This is a genomic window from Sphaerotilus sp., assembly GCF_031429695.1.
In the GTDB taxonomy this organism is placed as follows: domain Bacteria; phylum Pseudomonadota; class Gammaproteobacteria; order Burkholderiales; family Burkholderiaceae_C; genus Sphaerotilus.
The window spans coordinates 1-18,099 of the sequence record NZ_JANPAB010000031.1 but is presented as its reverse complement, the minus strand read 5'-3'; the positions used below and the strand labels follow the sequence as shown (position 1 = coordinate 18,099).

General features: G+C 67.3%; 18 protein-coding genes. 6 read left to right on the top strand and 12 right to left on the bottom strand.

Annotation, left to right across the window (positions count from 1 at the left end; translation table 11 throughout):
- Window positions 1-34: 34 nt before the first annotated feature.
- A complete protein-coding gene (locus RMP06_RS06190) occupies window positions 35-727 on the bottom strand; it encodes a retropepsin-like aspartic protease family protein (protein ID WP_310460905.1) in 693 nt (230 codons plus the stop codon).
- Between the two features lie 113 nt (window positions 728-840).
- Here RMP06_RS06190 and RMP06_RS06185 point away from each other — a divergent pair, with 113 nt between their 5' ends.
- Together RMP06_RS06185 and RMP06_RS06180 are read left to right on the top strand one after the other, a co-directional pair.
- Window positions 841-1,818, top strand: coding sequence for an MBL fold metallo-hydrolase (locus RMP06_RS06185; RefSeq protein WP_310460904.1), 978 nt, complete (start codon window positions 841-843; stop codon window positions 1,816-1,818).
- 97 nt (window positions 1,819-1,915) lie between these two features.
- Window positions 1,916-2,284, top strand: coding sequence for a tetratricopeptide repeat protein (locus RMP06_RS06180; protein WP_310460903.1), 369 nt, complete (start codon window positions 1,916-1,918; stop codon window positions 2,282-2,284).
- Between the two features lie 6 nt (window positions 2,285-2,290).
- On the opposite strand, the gene RMP06_RS06175 is transcribed toward RMP06_RS06180, so the two are convergent.
- From RMP06_RS06175 to RMP06_RS06125, 11 genes are all read right to left on the bottom strand, one after another.
- A complete protein-coding gene (locus tag RMP06_RS06175; protein WP_310460902.1) occupies window positions 2,291-3,505 on the bottom strand; it encodes a toxic anion resistance protein in 1,215 nt (404 codons plus the stop codon).
- On the bottom strand, window positions 3,502-4,203 hold the full coding sequence (locus RMP06_RS06170) for a hypothetical protein (protein ID WP_310460901.1): 702 nt from the start codon (window positions 4,201-4,203) through the stop codon (window positions 3,502-3,504). Before RMP06_RS06170 ends, RMP06_RS06175 begins: the two co-directional genes overlap by 4 nt.
- Window positions 4,200-5,873 (bottom strand): VWA domain-containing protein, encoded by a 1,674-nt coding sequence (locus RMP06_RS06165; protein ID WP_310460900.1) that lies wholly within the window; start codon window positions 5,871-5,873, stop codon window positions 4,200-4,202. Before RMP06_RS06165 ends, RMP06_RS06170 begins: the two co-directional genes overlap by 4 nt.
- Window positions 5,870-7,009, bottom strand: a complete 1,140-nt coding sequence (locus tag RMP06_RS06160; protein ID WP_310460899.1) for a hypothetical protein — start codon at window positions 7,007-7,009, stop codon at window positions 5,870-5,872. Before RMP06_RS06160 ends, RMP06_RS06165 begins: the two co-directional genes overlap by 4 nt.
- A 90-nt stretch (window positions 7,010-7,099) precedes the next feature.
- Complete coding sequence (locus RMP06_RS06155) at window positions 7,100-7,894, bottom strand: LamB/YcsF family protein (RefSeq protein WP_310460898.1); 795 nt, start codon at window positions 7,892-7,894, stop codon at window positions 7,100-7,102.
- 16 nt (window positions 7,895-7,910) lie between these two features.
- Window positions 7,911-8,951, bottom strand: a complete 1,041-nt coding sequence (locus RMP06_RS06150) for a 5-oxoprolinase subunit C family protein (RefSeq protein ID WP_310460897.1) — start codon at window positions 8,949-8,951, stop codon at window positions 7,911-7,913.
- Window positions 8,936-9,694 carry a 5-oxoprolinase subunit PxpB gene (gene pxpB / locus RMP06_RS06145; RefSeq protein ID WP_310460896.1) on the bottom strand — a complete coding sequence of 253 codons (759 nt, stop codon included), beginning with the start codon at window positions 9,692-9,694 and terminating at the stop codon, window positions 8,936-8,938. The genes RMP06_RS06150 and pxpB overlap by 16 nt, the downstream gene beginning before the upstream one ends.
- 109 nt (window positions 9,695-9,803) lie before the next feature.
- Window positions 9,804-12,395: a bifunctional aconitate hydratase 2/2-methylisocitrate dehydratase gene (gene acnB, locus RMP06_RS06140; RefSeq protein ID WP_310460895.1), complete on the bottom strand. Its 2,592-nt coding sequence runs from the start codon at window positions 12,393-12,395 to the stop codon at window positions 9,804-9,806.
- 133 nt (window positions 12,396-12,528) lie between these two features.
- Window positions 12,529-12,957, bottom strand: coding sequence for a hypothetical protein (locus RMP06_RS06135; RefSeq protein WP_310460894.1), 429 nt, complete (start codon window positions 12,955-12,957; stop codon window positions 12,529-12,531).
- A 169-nt stretch (window positions 12,958-13,126) separates the two neighbouring features.
- On the bottom strand, window positions 13,127-14,149 hold the full coding sequence (locus RMP06_RS06130) for an HpcH/HpaI aldolase/citrate lyase family protein (protein WP_310460893.1): 1,023 nt from the start codon (window positions 14,147-14,149) through the stop codon (window positions 13,127-13,129).
- Between the two features lie 83 nt (window positions 14,150-14,232).
- The gene (locus tag RMP06_RS06125) at window positions 14,233-15,219 is read right to left on the bottom strand and encodes a malate dehydrogenase (RefSeq protein ID WP_310460892.1); all 987 of its coding nucleotides are present in this window, start codon (window positions 15,217-15,219) and stop codon (window positions 14,233-14,235) included.
- A 182-nt stretch (window positions 15,220-15,401) separates the two neighbouring features.
- On the opposite strand from RMP06_RS06125, the gene RMP06_RS06120 reads away from it, so the two are divergent.
- The 4 genes from RMP06_RS06120 to RMP06_RS06105 all read left to right on the top strand — a co-directional run.
- Window positions 15,402-16,181, top strand: a complete 780-nt coding sequence (locus RMP06_RS06120; RefSeq protein ID WP_310460891.1) for a GntR family transcriptional regulator — start codon at window positions 15,402-15,404, stop codon at window positions 16,179-16,181.
- 99 nt (window positions 16,182-16,280) lie between these two features.
- A complete protein-coding gene (sdhC, locus tag RMP06_RS06115; RefSeq protein ID WP_310460890.1) occupies window positions 16,281-16,703 on the top strand; it encodes a succinate dehydrogenase, cytochrome b556 subunit in 423 nt (140 codons plus the stop codon).
- A gap of 33 nt (window positions 16,704-16,736) precedes the next feature.
- Window positions 16,737-17,102 (top strand): succinate dehydrogenase, hydrophobic membrane anchor protein, encoded by a 366-nt coding sequence (gene sdhD, locus RMP06_RS06110; protein WP_310460889.1) that lies wholly within the window; start codon window positions 16,737-16,739, stop codon window positions 17,100-17,102.
- On the top strand, window positions 17,102-18,099 hold a 998-nt coding region (locus RMP06_RS06105), incomplete at its 3' end, for an FAD-dependent oxidoreductase (protein WP_310460888.1). The genes sdhD and RMP06_RS06105, both read left to right, overlap by 1 nt.

Below are 18,099 nucleotides of genomic sequence, written 5' to 3'. Positions count from 1 at the left end.
GTCTGCATGTCGGCGATGGTAGTACGCAGCCGGTTCAGGGCGTCAACGAGAGCCGGCCCTGCTCCCACTGGAGCCGGAAGCCCTGCAGGAAGCTGTTGCCGTACAGCACGAAGGGCATGTCGCTGTCGATGACCACCGCCTCGACATCGCGCGCCTGCAGCGGCCCGAGGCTGACCTGCGCCAGCCGCACGCGCCGGCCCGCACTGCGCCCGGAGGCGGTCTGCACCTGGGCGGCCGTGCCGGCCTGCCAGTCCACGCCCAGACGGCGTGCGGCCTGTGTGGACAACACCACCACCGAGGCCCCGGTATCGACGACGCCCTGCACCGTCTGGCCGTTGATTTCGCCACCGGAGTGGAAGAGCTGGTCGCTGCCCGCCTGCAGCACCAGCGTGCGTCCGGCGCCGCTGCGCCCGCCCGACAGGCCAACCGTCACCGGCGCAGCGCCGACGACCAGTTCCTGCCGTGCGCCGCCCGCGTCGATCACCACCGACTGCCCGGCACCACCGCGCTGCACACGCAGTCCGTCCACCGTCTCGCCCACCGTCATCACGCGGGTGCGGCCATCGATCACCAGCACCACCTTGTCGCCCATGGTGCCGGCCAGTGCCACAGCGGGAGCGCCAGTCGCCCTCACCAGACCCGTGGCCCCGAGCAGCAGCACCGCGGCCACGGCGCTGCCCCGCAGACAGCGCCGCGGATCTGGACCGAATGACCTGGAGACCCACATGCAAACACTCCGTTACAAACTGCTTCGCAGACTACGGCCCACACCACCCGTGCAGGACCGGAATAAGCGCGCCATTCGACAGGCTCATCGCGCCGGCATGGCATGCTGACGGCATGACGCTGCCCGCCTACGCCGACGATCTCGGCCACCAGATCTACGCCATCGACACCGGTTTCGAACGCGCCCGCTTCGACGCCGCCTACCTGGTCATCGACAACGACCGGGCGGCCTTTATCGACACGGGCCACAACGCCGCGGTGCCGCGGCTACTGGGCACGCTTTCGGCGCTGGGTCTGCCACCCGATGCAGTGGACTGGGTGATCCCGACCCATGTCCACCTCGACCACGCGGGTGGCGCCGGCCTGCTGATGCAGCACTTGCCGCAGGCCCGCGCGCTGATCCACCCGCATGGCGCCCGGCACCTCGTCAACCCGCTGGCGCTGGTCGAGGGCGCACGCGCCGTCTACGGCGCCGAGGTGGTTCGCCAGACCTACGGCACCATCGAGCCGATTCCGCAGGAGCGGGTGGTGCAGAGCCACGACAGGATGGAGATCCTCGTCGGCCAGCGACCGCTGCGCCTGATCGACACCCCCGGCCATGCCCGCCACCACCACTGCGTGTGGGACGCCCGCAGCCGCGGCTGGTTCACCGGCGACACCTTCGGCATCAGCTACCGCGAGTTCGACACCGCGGCGGGGCCGTGGATGTTTCCGAGCACCACGCCGGTGCAGTTCGACCCCGAGGCACTGCGCCAGTCGATCGACCGGCTGATGGCGGCCGATCCGCAGCGGCTGTATCCGACCCACTTCAGCCGGGTGGACGACGTGCCGCGTGTCGCGGCCCAGTTCCGCGCCTTGCTCGACGTCTGGGTGCCGGGTGCGCTCGCCGTGTACGGCGAAGTCCCTGCGGATCAAGCGGAGCGCCTGCGGCGCCTGGAGGCGCTGATCACCTCCACCCTGCTCGCCTCGGCCCGCCAAGCCGGCGTCACGCTACCGGAGGACACCATCCGCACCCTGCTGCAGATGGACGTGACGCTGAACGCGCAGGGCATCGCGGTGTGGCTATCCAAACAAGCGATGCGGAAAAACTGAAACAAGCGGTGAATGTGACCCCATGTTTCCGGCATGTGTCCATCGGTTGTGCATTGCGACCTTGAAGCTCGGGATAGTACCAATCAGGATCGCAGCCATGCGTACCCTCTACACCCCCTCCTTGCGCCGAAGTCTCAGCGTGCTTGTGCTGGCCGGCATCCCCTTGACCTCTGCCTGGGCCGGCTATGACGAAGGTGTGTCGGCGTACCAGCGTGGCCGACATGACGTGGCGCTCAAGGAATTTGGCGATGCCGCCGCCCGCGGCGATGCCCGCGCCCAGCGCAGTCTGGGCCTGATGCACGAACGCGGCGAAGGCGTTCCCCGTGACCCAGCCGTGGCCGCCGACTGGTACCGCAAGGCCATTGCACAAGGTCTGACCAGCGCGCAGTACAACCTCGCGTTCGTCACCCAGGCGCCCCCGGCTGGTGCATCAGCGACCACCCAGCTCGCGACCTCGCGCCCCTGACCCCCGTCAGAGCTTCACCGGCCCGCCGGTGACCACCACAGCGGAAGCCGCCTCGCGCGCCTGCTGCTGGCGGGTGCGGTCCACATACCCGTCCGCCCGGGCCAGTTGATCGCGGACCATCGCGTTGTTCTGGCCCATCACCTCGATGGCCTTGGTGCGGAAGCTGTCCATCGTGTCCATGGCCTGGAAGGTCTGGTCGAACATCTCCTGCATCTTCTCGATGCCCAGCATCGGGTTCTGCGCGAACTGGGTGGTCTGGTCGACGTGCTGGTTGAGCTGGCGGCCGGTTTCGCTGATCAGGTTGCCGATCGTGGCGTTCACCCCCTGCAGCATCTCCATCACCCGGATCTGGTTGCCCGTCGCGCGCGCCACGGTCTGCGCCACCGCCAGCGCGCTCATGCCGGTGGTGGCCACGCGGGTACAGCCGTTGATCATCTCGCGGCCTGTCTTCTTGAGCACGTCGAGCGCGAGGTAGCCATTGACGCACACCGCCTGCTGGGTCTGGATGTCCTGCAGGTTCTGGCGGGCGTAGAACAGCACCTCCTGCCGCAGCGCCTGCGCCCGCTGCGGGTCGGTCGGCTCCAGCGTGCGCACGCGCTCGTCGAGTTGGGCGTCCAACTGCGTCGCAAAGCGTGACGCGGCGGCCAGCTTGGTCATCGCCTCCCACAGCTTGCCGCGGGTGGACTCGATGGCGATCACATCCTTCTGCATGTCGTCGCGGGCGGCGTAGAGCTGGCCCATCGCGGTCTTGAGCTGCTCGGCCGCACTCTGGTACTTGCGGAAATACGCTTCGAGCTTGTTGCCGAAGGGGATCAGGCCCAGCAGCTTGCGCGGCTGCATCAGGTCGCCGTCGTTGCCGGGATTGAGGTCATCGAGCTGGGCGCGGATGTCCTGCAGCGCCTTGAACGCCGGGCTGCTTTCGACGCCGACGAAGTTGGTCTGCATGAACCGGCCTTGCATCAGGCTGGAGGCGTTCGAGATCTCTTCCTTGCCGAGCGCAAAGGCACTGTCGAGCCGCGCCTTGAAGGTGTCGGAGTGGATGTCCTCGGTCGCCAGCGCGTCGATGAAGCGCAGCACCTGGTCATCGACCTGCTTGCGCAGCTCGGGTTGCAGCGGCACGGCCTCGCGGGCGGCTTCAACCGGCACCGGGGCGAGCACCTCGGGCGGGGTCAGCGTGAAGGCCGGGGCCACGGTGGTCGTGGTGGGAACGGGTTGGCTCATGTCGAAGCGTCCTTGCGAGAGGTCGATGGAAGATTGAGCGCAGGGGCGTCCAGCCCCTGAGGGGCGAACTTCTGGTTCAGGAAGCGGGAGTGTTCGAGGAAGGCCTGCGCGTCCTGTCCGGCCAGGTCGCTGCGCAGCTGACGGACCTTGCCTTCCAGCTCGGCCAGCGTGCCCTGGAAAGTCTCGACCGCCGTCTTGCCGTTGTCCAGCTGCTGCGTGGCGGCGAACTCGGCCGGGATCGACAGGTAGGTGTTGAGCATCTCGGGCAGGTAGCGGATGGCGATGTGGCGGGCGTGGAAACTGTCCTGCAGCGACAGCGTGCCCTTGGAGCCTTCCCACTGCGTCAGCAGCGTGTCCAGCGACTGGCACAGCGCCAGCACCCGCGTCTTCAGCGCGGCCGGGATGCGCTGGCCGGGGTTCTGCTCGACCAGCCGACGCACGCCCGTCAGCGCACGCTCCATCGCCTCGCGGGTGTCGCCCTCGTCGCTGAACTCCAGCGCGTCCCACGCCGGCTCCCGGTTCGACGGGAATCCGAACCACAGCCCGCCGACCACGAACCCGGCGCCGTAGCCCAGCACCGCCATGCCCAGCCCGAGCGAACCCAGCAGCCCGGCGCCCTTCAGCCCGAGCACGACACTCGCCAGCCCGAGGCCGCACCAGTTCGCCGGCGAGGCCAGCCACCGCATCAGCCCCTTCATTGGTAAGCCCGGATGTCCTTGAACACGCTGTACAACGGCGTCTTGCGCGCATCGAACACGCGCCCGCCGGTGAGCTTGGCCAGCTCTTTCAACGCCGCCTCGTTGGCCTCGCCGAACAGCACCCAGAACACCGGGATGCCGCGCACGTCCTCCGGCAAGGCCGCGTAGTCGCGCTTGAAGTCCTCCAGAGTCCGGCCCTTGTTGTTCTCGCCGTCGGTGAGTGCGACGACCGAATACTGGAACTTCGGGTTCTTCTGCCGCTCGGCCAGCATGTGCGTCAGCGCCTCGTACACGGCGTCGTACACGGCGGTGCCGCCCTTCATCTGCAACTGGTCGGCCGCGTTGCGCACGTCGGCGAGCACCTGGCGCTTGGCGTCGCTGTCGGCCTGCTCCGCCACACCCTGGGCTGCGGCGGCTCCGGCCGGTACCTCGAAGCCCTGCAGCCCGTAGGGTGCTTCGGCAAACGGTTGCAGCCAGATCCGCTCCCGGTTGGTCAGCTTGGCGATGCGGCCGGTCAGCGAGCTGTCGGCACCAGCGATGTAGTCGATCGCCTGGAGGAGCTGGCGGCGGCGCTCGCCCTGCATGCTGCCGCTGGTGTCGAGCACGAAGGTGCTGGCGATCGGCGTGCGGAATTCGTTCAGGTAGGCGGCGATCAGGCCGTCCGCCAGCGCCCGGTCTGGCGAGAACGGCAGCTCCACCTGCAAGCCCTGCTTCGGGAGCAGATCCTCCACCCGCGCCGCCACGTCCTGCCGGATCGGCCGGCGCAGCGTCTGGCGCGCGAGCCAGGTCTGGGCTTCGTCGCCCTTGAGGTACTCGACCACCTTCAGGTAGTCGGCGCGCTTGCCCTCGTCGAGCAGCATGAACGGATAGTCCGCCGTGCTCACGCCTTCGTGGGGGTAGATCAGCCGGAGCTTCTCGCGCAGCTTGCCGCTGGCGTTCAGGCTCAGCAGCCAGCTTTCGTAGTTGATGAAGGCGTTGACCCGCGTGCCCTGCTGCAGGAGGAACTGCTCGGACAAGTAGGTCGAGTTGTCGCCCGGCAGCTTGTAGCCCTTGAGGAAATCGGCGATCGCGCCGCGGTCCACGTCCGCCGCGGACAGCGCCTCGGCCTTGCCGCTGGCAGCGGCCACCACGCCCATCAGCGCCATGAAGCCCTGGTTCGAGGTGGCCAGGTTCGACAATGCGTACTGCAGCTTACCGGCCTTGGCTGCCATCGCGATGTCTTTCCAGGTGAGTTTCAGGTCCGGCTTGTCCCAGCCGTATCGCTTCGCGTCCGATTCGCTCACGCCCACCGCGATCGGCGACAGCATGATCTTCTCCTGCAGCTTCACGCGGGACTGGCCCTGCGGGTTCGACAGCAGGTAGCGTGCGTTCGCGAACCACGCCGCGTCCGCCTTCGCCTCGCCGTTCAGCACCGCCTCCGTGCTCTCCATCGTGCCGCCGAAGCGGAACCGCAGCTTCACGCCGGTGGCCTTGTCCACCATCTGCTCCAGCGGCTGGATGTCGCGCAGGTCGCTGGTGGCGAGCACGGTGAATTCGGATGCGGCCACAACCTGCGCGGCAGGCGCCGGGGCGGCGACAGGCGCGGGAGCCTCCGGCTTCTTGCCGCAGGCAGCGGCCAGCAGCACCAGCACGGTGGCGGCCAAGCGCCTCAGGATCATTGGGGTGTTCATTGCGTCATCTCCCTGGCGACGGTGTCGATCATCTCGGCCATGACCTCGGCGGACGGCGGATCGACCAGTTGCGTGACCCGCGGCTCCACCGCCAGCCCGGTCGGTTTCACCGCCGCGACGAAGCGCTCGGTGTCGGCGATGCGGAAGCCGTATTCGACCGCGATGCCCTGCAATTCTGGATCGCTGGCCAGCAGTTCGCCCAGCGCCTTCGCCCGCTCGTTGAGCGAGACGAAGACTTCCTTGTTGACGATGGTCGGCTGCGGGTACATCAGGACCATGTCGGCACCGATGCCCTTGTCCTTCTTCTGCAGGGCGTGGCGCACCATCTGGTACTCGTAGAGGAAGGCCATCGGCGTCTTGCCCAGGCCGATGGACACGTAGTCGTCGAAGTTGCCGTCCACGTAGTTTTCCTGGTAGCCCTGGCGCTTGAACAGCTCGGTGAGCTGCAGCGCGAGCTTCTGGCCGGTGGCGCGGTCGGTGACGACCTCGCCGTTCAGTGCCGCGCTGGTCAGCGCCAGATACAGCGCACCGGAGTTGCTGCGCCGCAGGTCGGTGGTCGAGACCAGCACGCTGCGCGAAACGTCGTAACCGGCGCTGTCCTTCAGCTCCTTCCACTTCTTGCGCGCCAGCATCAGCCGGGTGAGCCGCTCGGTGTCGATGCTGTAGACCTTGGGTGACACCGCCTTGGCCAGCCCGTTGGCCACCAGGATCTTCGCGATCGGCTCCCACGAGGCGATGACCAGCGGCGAGTGGAACGGCGCCACCTGAACGGCAGGCAGATTCGCCTTGCGCGCCGCCTCGACGATCTGGTTGGCGGCGACCACGCCCGAGGAGAACAGGAAATCCGGCGCCGATCCGGCCACGACCTTGCCCGCCATCTCGCGGCTGCCCACGCGCACCACCTCGACCGGCAGCCGCCGGGCCGCGAGCACCTTCAGCACGCGGGGATCCTTGAAGTAACCCTCGACATCCAGCGAAATCACACCGCGCAGCACGACCGCCGCAGCCGCCTCCTGCTGCTCGATCTGCACGGCCTTGTCCTGCTGCTGCCCGCGCAGGGCAAAAAACAAGGCGCCGCCGAATGCCGCGGTGACCAGCACGGTGATCGCGGCACGCCTGCCGGAAGAAAGGGCCATCAAGGTGCTCCAGGGTAAGTCGACTGCCAAGGGCGGGAGTCTGCTGCGACAAGATAGCGCCGATCGGTGGAATTCTCTACCGAGGGTGTCCTATAGGCGTTGGCGTTGGAGCCGCAGTTGCGGCAGCGGCACCACCGCGATCCCCGCCTCGGCCAGCCCGGCGCGGATCGCCCGCGCCGTCGCCACCGCATCGGCGCCGTCGCCATGCACACAGACGCTGTCGATCGCCGTCGGCAGGTGCCGGCCGTTGACACTCACCAGCGCCTGCGCGTCCAGCATGCGCCGCACATGCTGCCAGCAGGCGTCGGCACCGTGGACCACCGCACCAGGCTGCTGGCGCGGCACGAGCTGCCCGTCGTCCTGGTAGGCCCTGTCCGCGAACACCTCCAGCGCCACCCGCAGACCGGTGCGCTCGCCCGCCTTGGCCAGCTCGGAATGAGCAGGGGCCAGCAGGATCAGCGCCCGGTCCACCGCCCGCACGGCACGCGCCACGCCCTCGGCCAGCACCGCGTCCGCACAGGCCATGTTGCTCAGCGCCCCGTGCGGCTTCACATGCGTGACCCGGCCGCCCTCGGCCGCAGCCAGCCCTTGCAGCGCACCGATCTGGTAGACCAGCACCGCCTCCAGCTCCTGCGGCGACAGGTCCATGCGGCGCCGGCCAAAGCCCTGCAGGTCGGGAAACGACGGGTGCGCACCCAGACTGACCCCGCGCGCCAGCGCCGCACGCACCGTCTGGCGCATCACCAGTGGGTCGCCCGCATGGAAACCGCAGGCAATGTTGGCGCTCGCCACCACGTCGAGCATGGCGGTGTCGTCACCCATCGACCAGGCGCCGAAGCTTTCTCCCAGGTCGGCATTGAGATTGATGGCATCGCGTGGTTCCACGGGGGTTCTCGCAAGTTCAAGGTTCGGCACGCACCAGGCCGCTCACCAGATTCTCGGTGTAGAGCGCCGCTTCATCCAGCCAGCCCTGCGGTGTACACGGCACCAGCGCGGCGGCCCACGCGGTCCAGTCGGCGTGGGCCGCCAGCAGCGCGCGCCGGGCGGTCGCGGCGTCCACCGCCGCGAAGCGCAGCGTGCTGCCCGGCGGCGCCAGCGCCAGGCGGGGCAGATCCGCCCGGATGACCGTGGCGATCTTCGGGTAGCCGCCCACCGTCTGCCCGTCGGCCAGCAGCACGATGGGCTGTCCGTTGGCCGGCACCTGGACCGCGCCGGGCACGACGCCGTCCGAGACGATGTCGGCCGCCGCCGCGCTGCGGTGTGCCAGCGGCGGACCGGCCAGGCGCATGCCCATGCGGTCCTGCTCGGCGGTGACGCGCCATTCGGTGGCGAGGAATTGCCCCAGCGCCTGCGCCGTGAAGTGGTCGTCCTGCGGCCCCCAGAGCACGCGGATCGGGCCGTCCGCCAGCACATGCGGCACGCGGGCCATGCGTTCACCGGTCTGGCCGTCCGGGCGCCGGTCACACGGCAGCCGGTCACCGGGCTGCAGCATCCGGCCCTCCAGCCCGCCGAGGCGCGTACGGACATGCGTGGACCGGCTGCCCAGCACCAGCGGCACCTGCACACCACCGCCCAGCGCGAGGTAGGCGCAGCCACCCACCGCCGCGCCGAGCTGCAGCCGGTCGCCCGCGGCAAGCGTGGCGCTGTGCCAGGCGGCCATCGGGCGCCATGGTCCTTCGCTGCGTGACACGGCCGCCGTGACTGGCCCGGCGATGGCCACCTGCACCGGGCCGCGATCGACCCGCAGCACCAGACCCGGACCGCGCCACTCCAGACACGCCACACCCGCCGGATTGCCCACCAGCGCATTGGCCGCCTCTGCCAGCGGTGGCGCCAGGAACCCTGCCTGCGCAAGGCCGCCATGTCGGTGGCCGACACGTCCGGCGTCCTGCACCGTGCAGCCCGGCCCACCCGACACGACCTCGATCAGACCGCCGGACACGCAGGGGCCTCGGGATCGAGAAAGTCCTGCCGCGTCAGCGCACCGCGCGCCCAATCGGCCGTCAGGCGATCGTGTCCGGTGCGGTCGATCGCCACCCAGCGCACCGTGTCGCCGGCCGCGAGCCACGCCGGCGCTTCGCTGTGCTGCACGTCGAACAAGGGCAGCGGCATGCGTCCCAGCAAACGCCAGCCGCCCGGGCTCTCCCACGGATACACGCAGCACATCCTCCCGGCCACCGCCAGCGATCCCGCCGGCACCGCCTTGCGCGGGGTGGCCAGTCGCGGCATGGCGAGCGCGGAGGGCAAGCCGCTCAGGTAGGGAAAGCCGGGCATGAAGCCGATCATGCCGACCTGGAACCGCGTGGTGGTGAGCAACTGCACCACCGCGTGGTCGGGCAACCCGGTGGCGGCGCACACCTCACCGAGGTCCGGGGCCAGCGCCGGGTCGAAACACACCGGCAAGCGCCAGCGGCGCCCGGCTGGCACGGGGGTGTCGTCCGCCTCGCACAGCGCCAGCAGACGGGCACCGAGCACGTCGGCCTCGGTGCGCAGCGGGTCGAACAGCACCGTGAGGGAGCGGAAGGTCGGCACCACGTCCTGCACACCGGCGAAGGCGGCTTGCGTGCCCTGCGCTGCGCGCACCCGCTCGGCCAATTGCAGAACCCGGGCGTGGGTCACCGGGTCGATCTCGCGCCCGAATTCGAGCGTCCAGGCGGCGTCGCCGAGCAGCAGCAGCCGAGGCATCGGCGCATCCAGTCCACGTCCGTGCGGCTTCACCATAGCCCCTATTCAGCCAGAAAAAAGCCCGCCGGGTGACCCCGGCGGGCTTGTCACCTCACTTCGGAGCGGAACCTCAGGCGGTCACGCCCTTGGCCACGTCCGCATACTCCTCGATCTGGTCGAAGTTCAGGTACGTGTAGATCTTGCTGCTGTCCTTGTTGATCACGCCCATGTCGGCGGCGTATTCGGCCACCGTCGGGATGCGGCCCAGCTTGGACGCAATCGCGGCGAGTTCGGCCGAGGCCAGGTACACGAAGGTGTTCTTGCCCAGGCGGTTCGGGAAGTTGCGGGTCGAGGTCGAGACCACGGTCGCGCCTTCACGCACCTGCGCCTGGTTGCCCATGCACAGCGAGCAGCCCGGCATTTCGGTGCGGGCACCGGCCGCGCCGAACACGCCGTAGTGGCCTTCCTTGGTCAGTTCCTGCGCATCCATCTTGGTCGGCGGGGCAATCCACAGCTTCACAGGGATGTCGCGCTTGCCTTCGAGCAGCTTGGAGGCTGCACGGAAGTGCCCGATGTTGGTCATGCAGGAACCGATGAAGACTTCGTCGATCTTGGCACCGGCCACCGCGGACAGCAGCTTGGCGTCGTCCGGGTCGTTCGGGCAGCAGAGCACCGGCTCGGTCAGCTCGTTCAGGTCGATCTCGATCACGGCCGCGTATTCGGCGTCCGCGTCGGCTTCGAGCAGGTTCGGGTTGGCGAGCCAGGCTTCGACCTTCTCGATGCGGCGGGCCAGCGTGCGGGCGTCGGCGTAACCGTCGGCGATCATGTTCTTCATCAGCACGGTGTTGCTGGTGAGGTATTCCTTGATCGGCGCCGGGTTCAGCTTGACCGTGCAGCCCGCGGCCGAGCGTTCAGCAGAAGCGTCGCTCAGCTCGAAGGCTTGTTCGACCTTCAGGTCCGGCAGGCCTTCGATTTCGAGGACGCGGCCCGAGAACACGTTGATCTTGCCGGCCTTGGCGACCGTCAACAGACCGGCCTTGATGGCGTACAGCGGGATCGCATGCACCAGATCGCGCAGCGTGATGCCCGGCTGCATCTGGCCCTTGAAGCGCACCAGCACCGATTCCGGCATGTCCAGCGGCATCACGCCGGTGGCCGCGCCGAAGGCGACCAGACCGGAGCCAGCGGGGAAGCTGATGCCGATCGGGAAGCGGGTGTGCGAGTCGCCACCGGTGCCGACGGTATCGGGCAGCAGCAGGCGGTTCAGCCATGAGTGGATCACGCCGTCGCCCGGACGCAGCGAGACACCGCCACGGCTGGAGATGAACTTGGGCAGCTCGCGGTGCGTCTTGACGTCGACCGGCTTCGGGTAGGCCGCGGTGTGGCAGAACGACTGCATCACCAGATCGGCCGAGAAGCCCAGGCAAGCCAGGTCCTTCAGCTCGTCGCGGGTCATCGGGCCGGTGGTGTCCTGCGAACCCACGGTCGTCATCTTCGGCTCGCAGTAGGTGCCTGGGCGCACGCCCTGGCCTTCCGGCAGACCGACGGCACGGCCGACCATCTTCTGAGCCAGCGTGAAGCCGGCCTTGGTGGCGGTGGGCGTCGAGGGCAGGCGGAACAGCGTCGAGGCGGGCAGACCCAGGAACTCGCGGGCCTTGGCGGTCAGCGAGCGGCCGATGATCAGGTTGATGCGGCCGCCGGCGCGCACTTCGTCGAACAGCACGTCGCTCTTGAGCTTGAACTCGACGACCGTCTCGCCGTTGCGCACGATCTTGCCGTCATAGGGACGCACATCGACCACGTCGCCCATTTCGAGCTTGGTGACATCGACTTCGATGGGCAGCGAGCCGGAGTCTTCCTGCGTGTTGAAGAAGATCGGGGCGATCTTGCCGCCGAGCGTGACGCCGCCGAAGCGCTTGTTCGGCACGAACGGGATGTCCTGGCCCGTGGCCCAGATCACCGAGTTGGTGGCCGACTTGCGCGAAGAACCCGTGCCGACCACGTCGCCGACGTAGGCCACGAGGTTGCCCTTTTTCTTCAGGTCTTCGATGAACTGCATCGGGCCGCGCTTGCCGTCGTCCTCGGGCACGAACGCCGCGCCTTCGCGGGTGTTCTTCAGCATCGCGAGGTAGTGCAGCGGGATGTCGGGGCGGCTCCACGCATCCGGAGCGGGCGACAGGTCATCGGTGTTGGTCTCGCCAGGCACCTTGAACACGGTCACGGTGATCGACCGCGGCACTTCGGGGCGCGTCGTGAACCACTCGGCGTCGGCCCACGACTGCATGACTTCCTGCGCCTTGGCGTTGCCGGCCTTGGCCTTCTCGGCGACGTCGTTGAAGAAGTCGAACATCAGCAGGGTCTTCTTCAACCCTTCGGCCGCGACGCCCGCGACTTCCGCGTCGTCGAGCAGCTCAATCAGCGGATGCACGTTGTAGCCGCCCACCATGGTGCCGAGCAGCTCGGTGGCCTTGGCCTTGGAGACCAGCGCGACGGCGATGTCGCCGTGCGCGACAGCGGCCAGGAACGACGCCTTGACCTTGGCCGCATCGTCCACACCGGGGGGAACACGGTGCGTCAGCAGGTCCAGCAGGAACGCGTCCTCGCCAGCCGGCGGGTTCTTGATCAGCTCGATCAGGTCGGCGACCTGCTTGGCTTCCAGCGGCAGCGGGGGGATGCCGAGGGCGGCGCGTTCGGCGGCGTGTTCACGATAGGCTTGCAGCATGAGGGGGCTCCGTGCGGGGTGGCTGGGCTTGGGGTAAGTCCGGTATTTTATGTCTTATATAAGACTTGCCAAGGGAAAGTACGCACTGTCCGTGGTGATCTCGCCATGCCAGCGGCCGTGCGACTGTCCTGCATCAGATCTTCTGTGTCGGATGAACGCAGTCATCGACCATGCGCTGACCGATCCTGGAATTCATCAGCATGGATTTGTTGGCAATTTGCAGCCAGACCACACCGGCCTTCTTGTCTTCCAGACGGACAGCGCCGGTCGTGGTCGGCTCGGGCGCGAGCAGGTACTTCTTGCCCTTGTGCTGGATGCGGAAGTAGCCTGCCTTTTCTGGCGCGCCTTCGACGGCAATGGTCTGGTTGAACTCGCACTCCTGGGCGCCGGTCAGCACCCGTTCGGCATTGGCGAGTTGTTCTTCGGTGAGGTCAGCGAGCGGCGCCGGCTGGACAGGCGCGGGCTTGGCCTTTTTCGTGACGGCGAGCGCTGGGCCGGCGGTCAGCGCGCAGGTGGCAGCAATCAGGGCGGCGATCAAAGGACGAACAGCAGCGTGGAACATCAAGGACTCCGAAGACGGACGGGCGGGAGCGAACCATATCGGAGCACCCACGGGACAGGGTGACCGCGGAACACGGGGACGTGCAGTTTGCCGCACCGCATGTCCCCGCCTGTAGCAGGGCGTAGCCGCGGGTTCCCGTTTGAAACCAATAAGTACCGTCTCGGTACCGTCACTCCAGGTCAAAAAAGGCCAGGCGCACCTCGCCCGGCATCTGCCCTGCACCGTGAATCGAGGTACGGTGCGCCCGTTCGAGCACATGCCAGAAATAGCGGTAGCTGGCCCGGTCGTGCAGCGTGTCCTGCCCATGGTGGCGGTGGCGGATCGGGCCCCAGCCGTTGGCCTGGGCGTCCAGCAGGATCTCGGCGGCCTGATCGACTTCGGCCGTGGTGGGCGAGAAGGCATCGACGATCGCGCGGATCTGGTCGGGGTGGATGCTCCACATCCGGGTGTAGCCGAGTTGCCGGCACGCCATGGTTGCCGCTTCTTGCAACGCTGACATGTGCTTGAACTCGGTCACCACGCAGTGCGAGGGCACCTTGCGCCAGGCGTGGCACGCCGCGGCGATCTCCAGCTTGGCCCGCATCACCAACGGATGCTCGAACTGGCCCTTGACCGTCATGCCGCTTTGCGGAATCGCGCCGCGGTGGTCCGACACGAAGTCCATCAGCCCGAACGACAGCGATTCGATGCGCGGATGCGCCGCCAGCGCCTGCACCTCGCGCAAGGCGCCGTGGGTCTCGACCAGGGCATGCACCGGGATCTGGCGCGACACGCCGTGGCGTGCGATCGCCTCGTCGATCACGCCGATCGCCCGCGCCAGATCAGCGATGCCACGCGGTTTGGGCACCATCAGGTAGGCCAGCCGCTCGCCCGCCCGCCCGACCACGACATCCACCATGCGCTCGAACGCCGGGTGATCGACGGCCTGCACCCGGGCACCTACCCGGCCGAAGTGGTTCTGGGGCGACTGGACCAGCTCGGCGATCAGGTGGGCGTGCTCGATTTCACCGCCCACGGGAGCACCATCCTCGCCGTCCAGCGTGATGTCAAAGACCGGACCAAGCTCCGCCTGCAATTCCAGGCTCTTGCGCATGCGCAGTTCGACGCCAGCGTAGTGGTCGCAGACGGGCAGCTCGGGCACGGCGGCCTCGCTTGCGTCAAACAGGGCATCGCGGGGATGGACTTTGTGCATCTCACACCTCAAAGCTCAGAGCGCAAAGAAAAAGGCCGGCGCCCGAAGCGACCGGCCTTCCATTGTGGACCTGTGGCGCAGGATCAGAGCAGATGCTTGACGCCGTCCTTCTCGCCTTCCAGCTCGGCCAGGGTCTTGTTGATGCACTCCTGCGAGAACGCATCGATGGCCAGACCTTCGACGATCTTGTACTCGCCACCTGCGCAGGTGACCGGGTAGCCGAACATCGTCTCGGCCGGGATGCCGTATTCGCCACCGGACGGAATGCCCATCGTGACCCAGGCGCCATTGGTGCCCAGGGCCCAGTCGCGCATGTGGTCGATGGCGGCGTTGGCGGCCGAAGCGGCCGACGACAGGCCACGGGCGGCGATGATCGCGGCACCGCGCTTGCCGACGGTCGGCAGGAACACGTCGCGGTTCCAGGCTTCGTCGTTGATCATGTCCTTCACCGACTCGCCGCCGATGGTGGCGAAGCGGTAGTCGGCGTACATCGTCGGCGAGTGGTTGCCCCACACGGCCAGCTTCTCGATCGACGCGACCGGCTTGCCGGTCTTGGCGGCGAGCTGGCTGGCGGCGCGGTTGTGGTCCAGGCGCAGCATGGCGGTGAAGTTCTTGGCCGGCAGATCCGGGGCCGACTTCATCGCGATGTAGGCGTTGGTGTTGGCTGGGTTGCCGACCACCAGCACGCGCACGTCACGGGAGGCGACGGCGTTCAGCGCCTTGCCCTGCGCGGTGAAGATGGCGCCGTTGATCGACAGCAGCTCGGCACGCTCCATGCCCGGACCACGCGGACGCGAGCCGACCAGCAGCGCGTAGTCGGTGTCCTTGAAGGCGGTCATCGGGTCGCTGTGGGCTTCGATGCCGGCCAGCAGCGGGAACGCGCAGTCTTCCAGCTCCATGATCACGCCCTTGAGCGCTTCCTGGGCCTTTTCCATCGGCACTTCGAGCAATTGCAGGATGACCGGCTGGTCCTTGCCGAGCATCTCGCCCGAGGCAATGCGGAACAGCAGGGCGTAACCGATCTGACCAGCAGCGCCGGTAACGGCAACACGGACGGGCTTCTTGCTCATGGGCGAGGCTCCTGAAATGGAAGAGTGCAGAGACGCGGGGTCAACGAAAAGACAGAAAACATCCGAAATCGGCGATCAGTCTAGGGATCGACCCCAATGCTGTCAATCATCTTATGTCTTATATAAGACATCTTGTAGAACTGCGTTGCAGGCCGACACACCGGTGTGCTGCAATCTCGCCCATGCCCCCTCCCGCGTCCACGTCAGCGCAGTTCCAGCCCTCCGATCCGGCGGGTGACCACACGCCGGCCTTCAGCCCGCTCTACCAGCAGATCAAGACCTTGATCATGCGCGGCCTGCAGTCCGGCGAATGGAAACCGGGCGAGGCGATCCCGAGCGAACTCGAACTCGCGGCGCGTTTTCGGGTCAGCCAGGGCACCGTGCGTAAGGCTATCGACGAGTTGGCCGCCGAGAATCTGCTGGTTCGCCGCCAAGGCAAAGGCACCTTCGTGGCCACCCACAGCGAAGAGAAGATCCAGTATCGATTTCTGCGGCTGCAGCCGGAAGGCGGCGCTGACCCGGTGCCCATGCAGCGCCAGTTTCTGGACTGCCGACGCATTCCGGCGCCGGCCGACGTGGCGAAAGCCCTGTCGCTGCGGCCTGGCGAGATGGCGGTGGAAATCCGCCGCACGCTCTCGCAGCACGGCCGCCCCATCGTGCTGGACGACATCTGGCTGCCGGCCCAGCTCTTCACCGGGCTGACCGTGCAGCGCATGGGTGACTACAAGGGGCCCTTGTACGGCCTGTTCGAATCCGAATTCGGGGTCCGCATGATCCGGGCCGAGGAAAAGATCAGGGCGGTGGCGGCGGACCAGGACGTCGCGGGTGTGCTGGGCATCGAGGCAGGCAGCCCGCTGCTGAGCGTCGAGCGCCTGTCGTTCACCTACGGCGACAAGCCGGTGGAGTTGCGCCGAGGCTTCTACAACACCTCGACACACCACTACCGCAATGAACTGAGTTGAAAAGATGTGGATCGGCACCCCCTGTACGGGTGTACGGCCTGCTGCATTGCAATAAAATTCGGCGGTTTCTTCGTCATTACACAAGACAAAAGGCATCTCATGGCAGACACCATCAAGCAGCGACCAGGCCCGATGCGTCTGATCGACGCGACCCAGTACCGGCTCCCCGTGGCCGCGCAGTTGTCCATCCTGCACCGCGCCAGCGGCATCGTGATGTTCCTGCTGCTGCCGTTCATCGTCTGGATGTTCGACACCAGCGTGAGTTCGGAAGTTTCGTACGACACCTTCACTTCGGTCTTCACGGCTGGCTGGGGGTTCCTGCCGGGCTGGTGCGTGAAGCTGGTGGTGCTGGCGCTGATCTGGTCGTACCTGCACCACTTCTGCGCCGGTGTGCGCCACCTGTGGATGGACGCCACCCACAGCGTGTCCAAGGAACAGGGCCGGTCTTCGGCCATCGTCAGCTTCGCGCTGAGCCTGGCGCTGACGGTGGCACTCGGTGCCAAGCTGTTCGGCCTGTTCTGATTCATCGAGATCATCGGAAGACGACTCCCCACCATGTCCCAAAATTACGGTTCCAAGCGCGTCGTCACCGGCGCGCATTACGGTTTGCGCGACTGGCTCGCGCAGCGCATCACCGCGGTGCTGATGGCGCTGTTCACCGTCGCCCTGCTCGCGCAGGTGCTGTTTGGCGGCCCGCTGGGCTATGACCGCTGGTCGGCGATCTTCTCGTCGCAGTGGATGAAGACGCTGACCTTCGTGCTGATCGTCTCGCTGGCGTGGCACGCCTGGGTCGGCATGCGCGACATCTTCATGGACTACGTGACCCGCTCGCTCGGGCTGCGGCTGACGCTGCAGGTGTTCACGCTGGTCTGGCTCGTCGGCTGTGCCGGCTGGGCGGTGCAAGTTCTCTGGAGACTCTGATGGCGTCCATCGCTACTGCTGCCGGTTACACCGGCTCCCTGCCGCGTCGCAAGTTCGACGTGGTCATCGTCGGTGCAGGTGGTTCGGGCATGCGTGCCTCGCTGCAGCTGGCGCGCGCCGGCCTGAACGTGGCCGTGCTGTCCAAGGTCTTCCCGACCCGCTCGCACACGGTCGCGGCCCAGGGTGGCATCGGCGCCTCGCTGGGCAACATGTCGGAAGACAACTGGCACTACCACTTCTACGACACCATCAAGGGCTCCGACTGGCTCGGCGACCAGGATGCGATCGAATTCATGTGCCGTGAAGCACCGAAGGTGGTGTACGAGCTGGAACACTTCGGCATGCCGTTCGACCGCAACGCCGACGGCACCATCTACCAGCGCCCCTTCGGCGGCCACACCGCGAACTATGGCGAGAAGCCGGTCCAGCGCGCCTGCGCCGCGGCCGACCGCACCGGCCACGCGATGCTGCACACGCTCTACCAGCAGAACGTCAAGTCGCGCACCCAGTTCTTCGTCGAATGGATGGCGCTCGACGTCATCCGCGACAGCGAAGGCGACGTGCTCGGCGTGACCGCGCTGGAGATGGAGACCGGCGAGGTCTACCTCCTCGAAGGCAAGACCACGCTGTTCGCCACGGGCGGCGCCGGGCGCATCTACGCGGCCTCGACCAACGCCTTCATCAACACTGGTGACGGCCTGGGCATGGCCGCACGCGCCGGCCTGCCGCTCGAAGACATGGAGTTCTGGCAGTTCCACCCCACCGGCGTGGCCGGCGCGGGCGTGCTGCTGACCGAAGGCTGCCGGGGCGAAGGCGCGATTTTGCGCAACAGCGACGGCGAGCGTTTCATGGAGCGTTATGCGCCGGCTTACAAAGATTTGGCGCCGCGCGACTATGTTTCGCGCTGCATGGATCAGGAAATCAAGGAAGGGCGCGGTTGCGGCCCCAACAAGGACTACATCAACCTCGACATGACACACCTGGGAAGCGACACCAT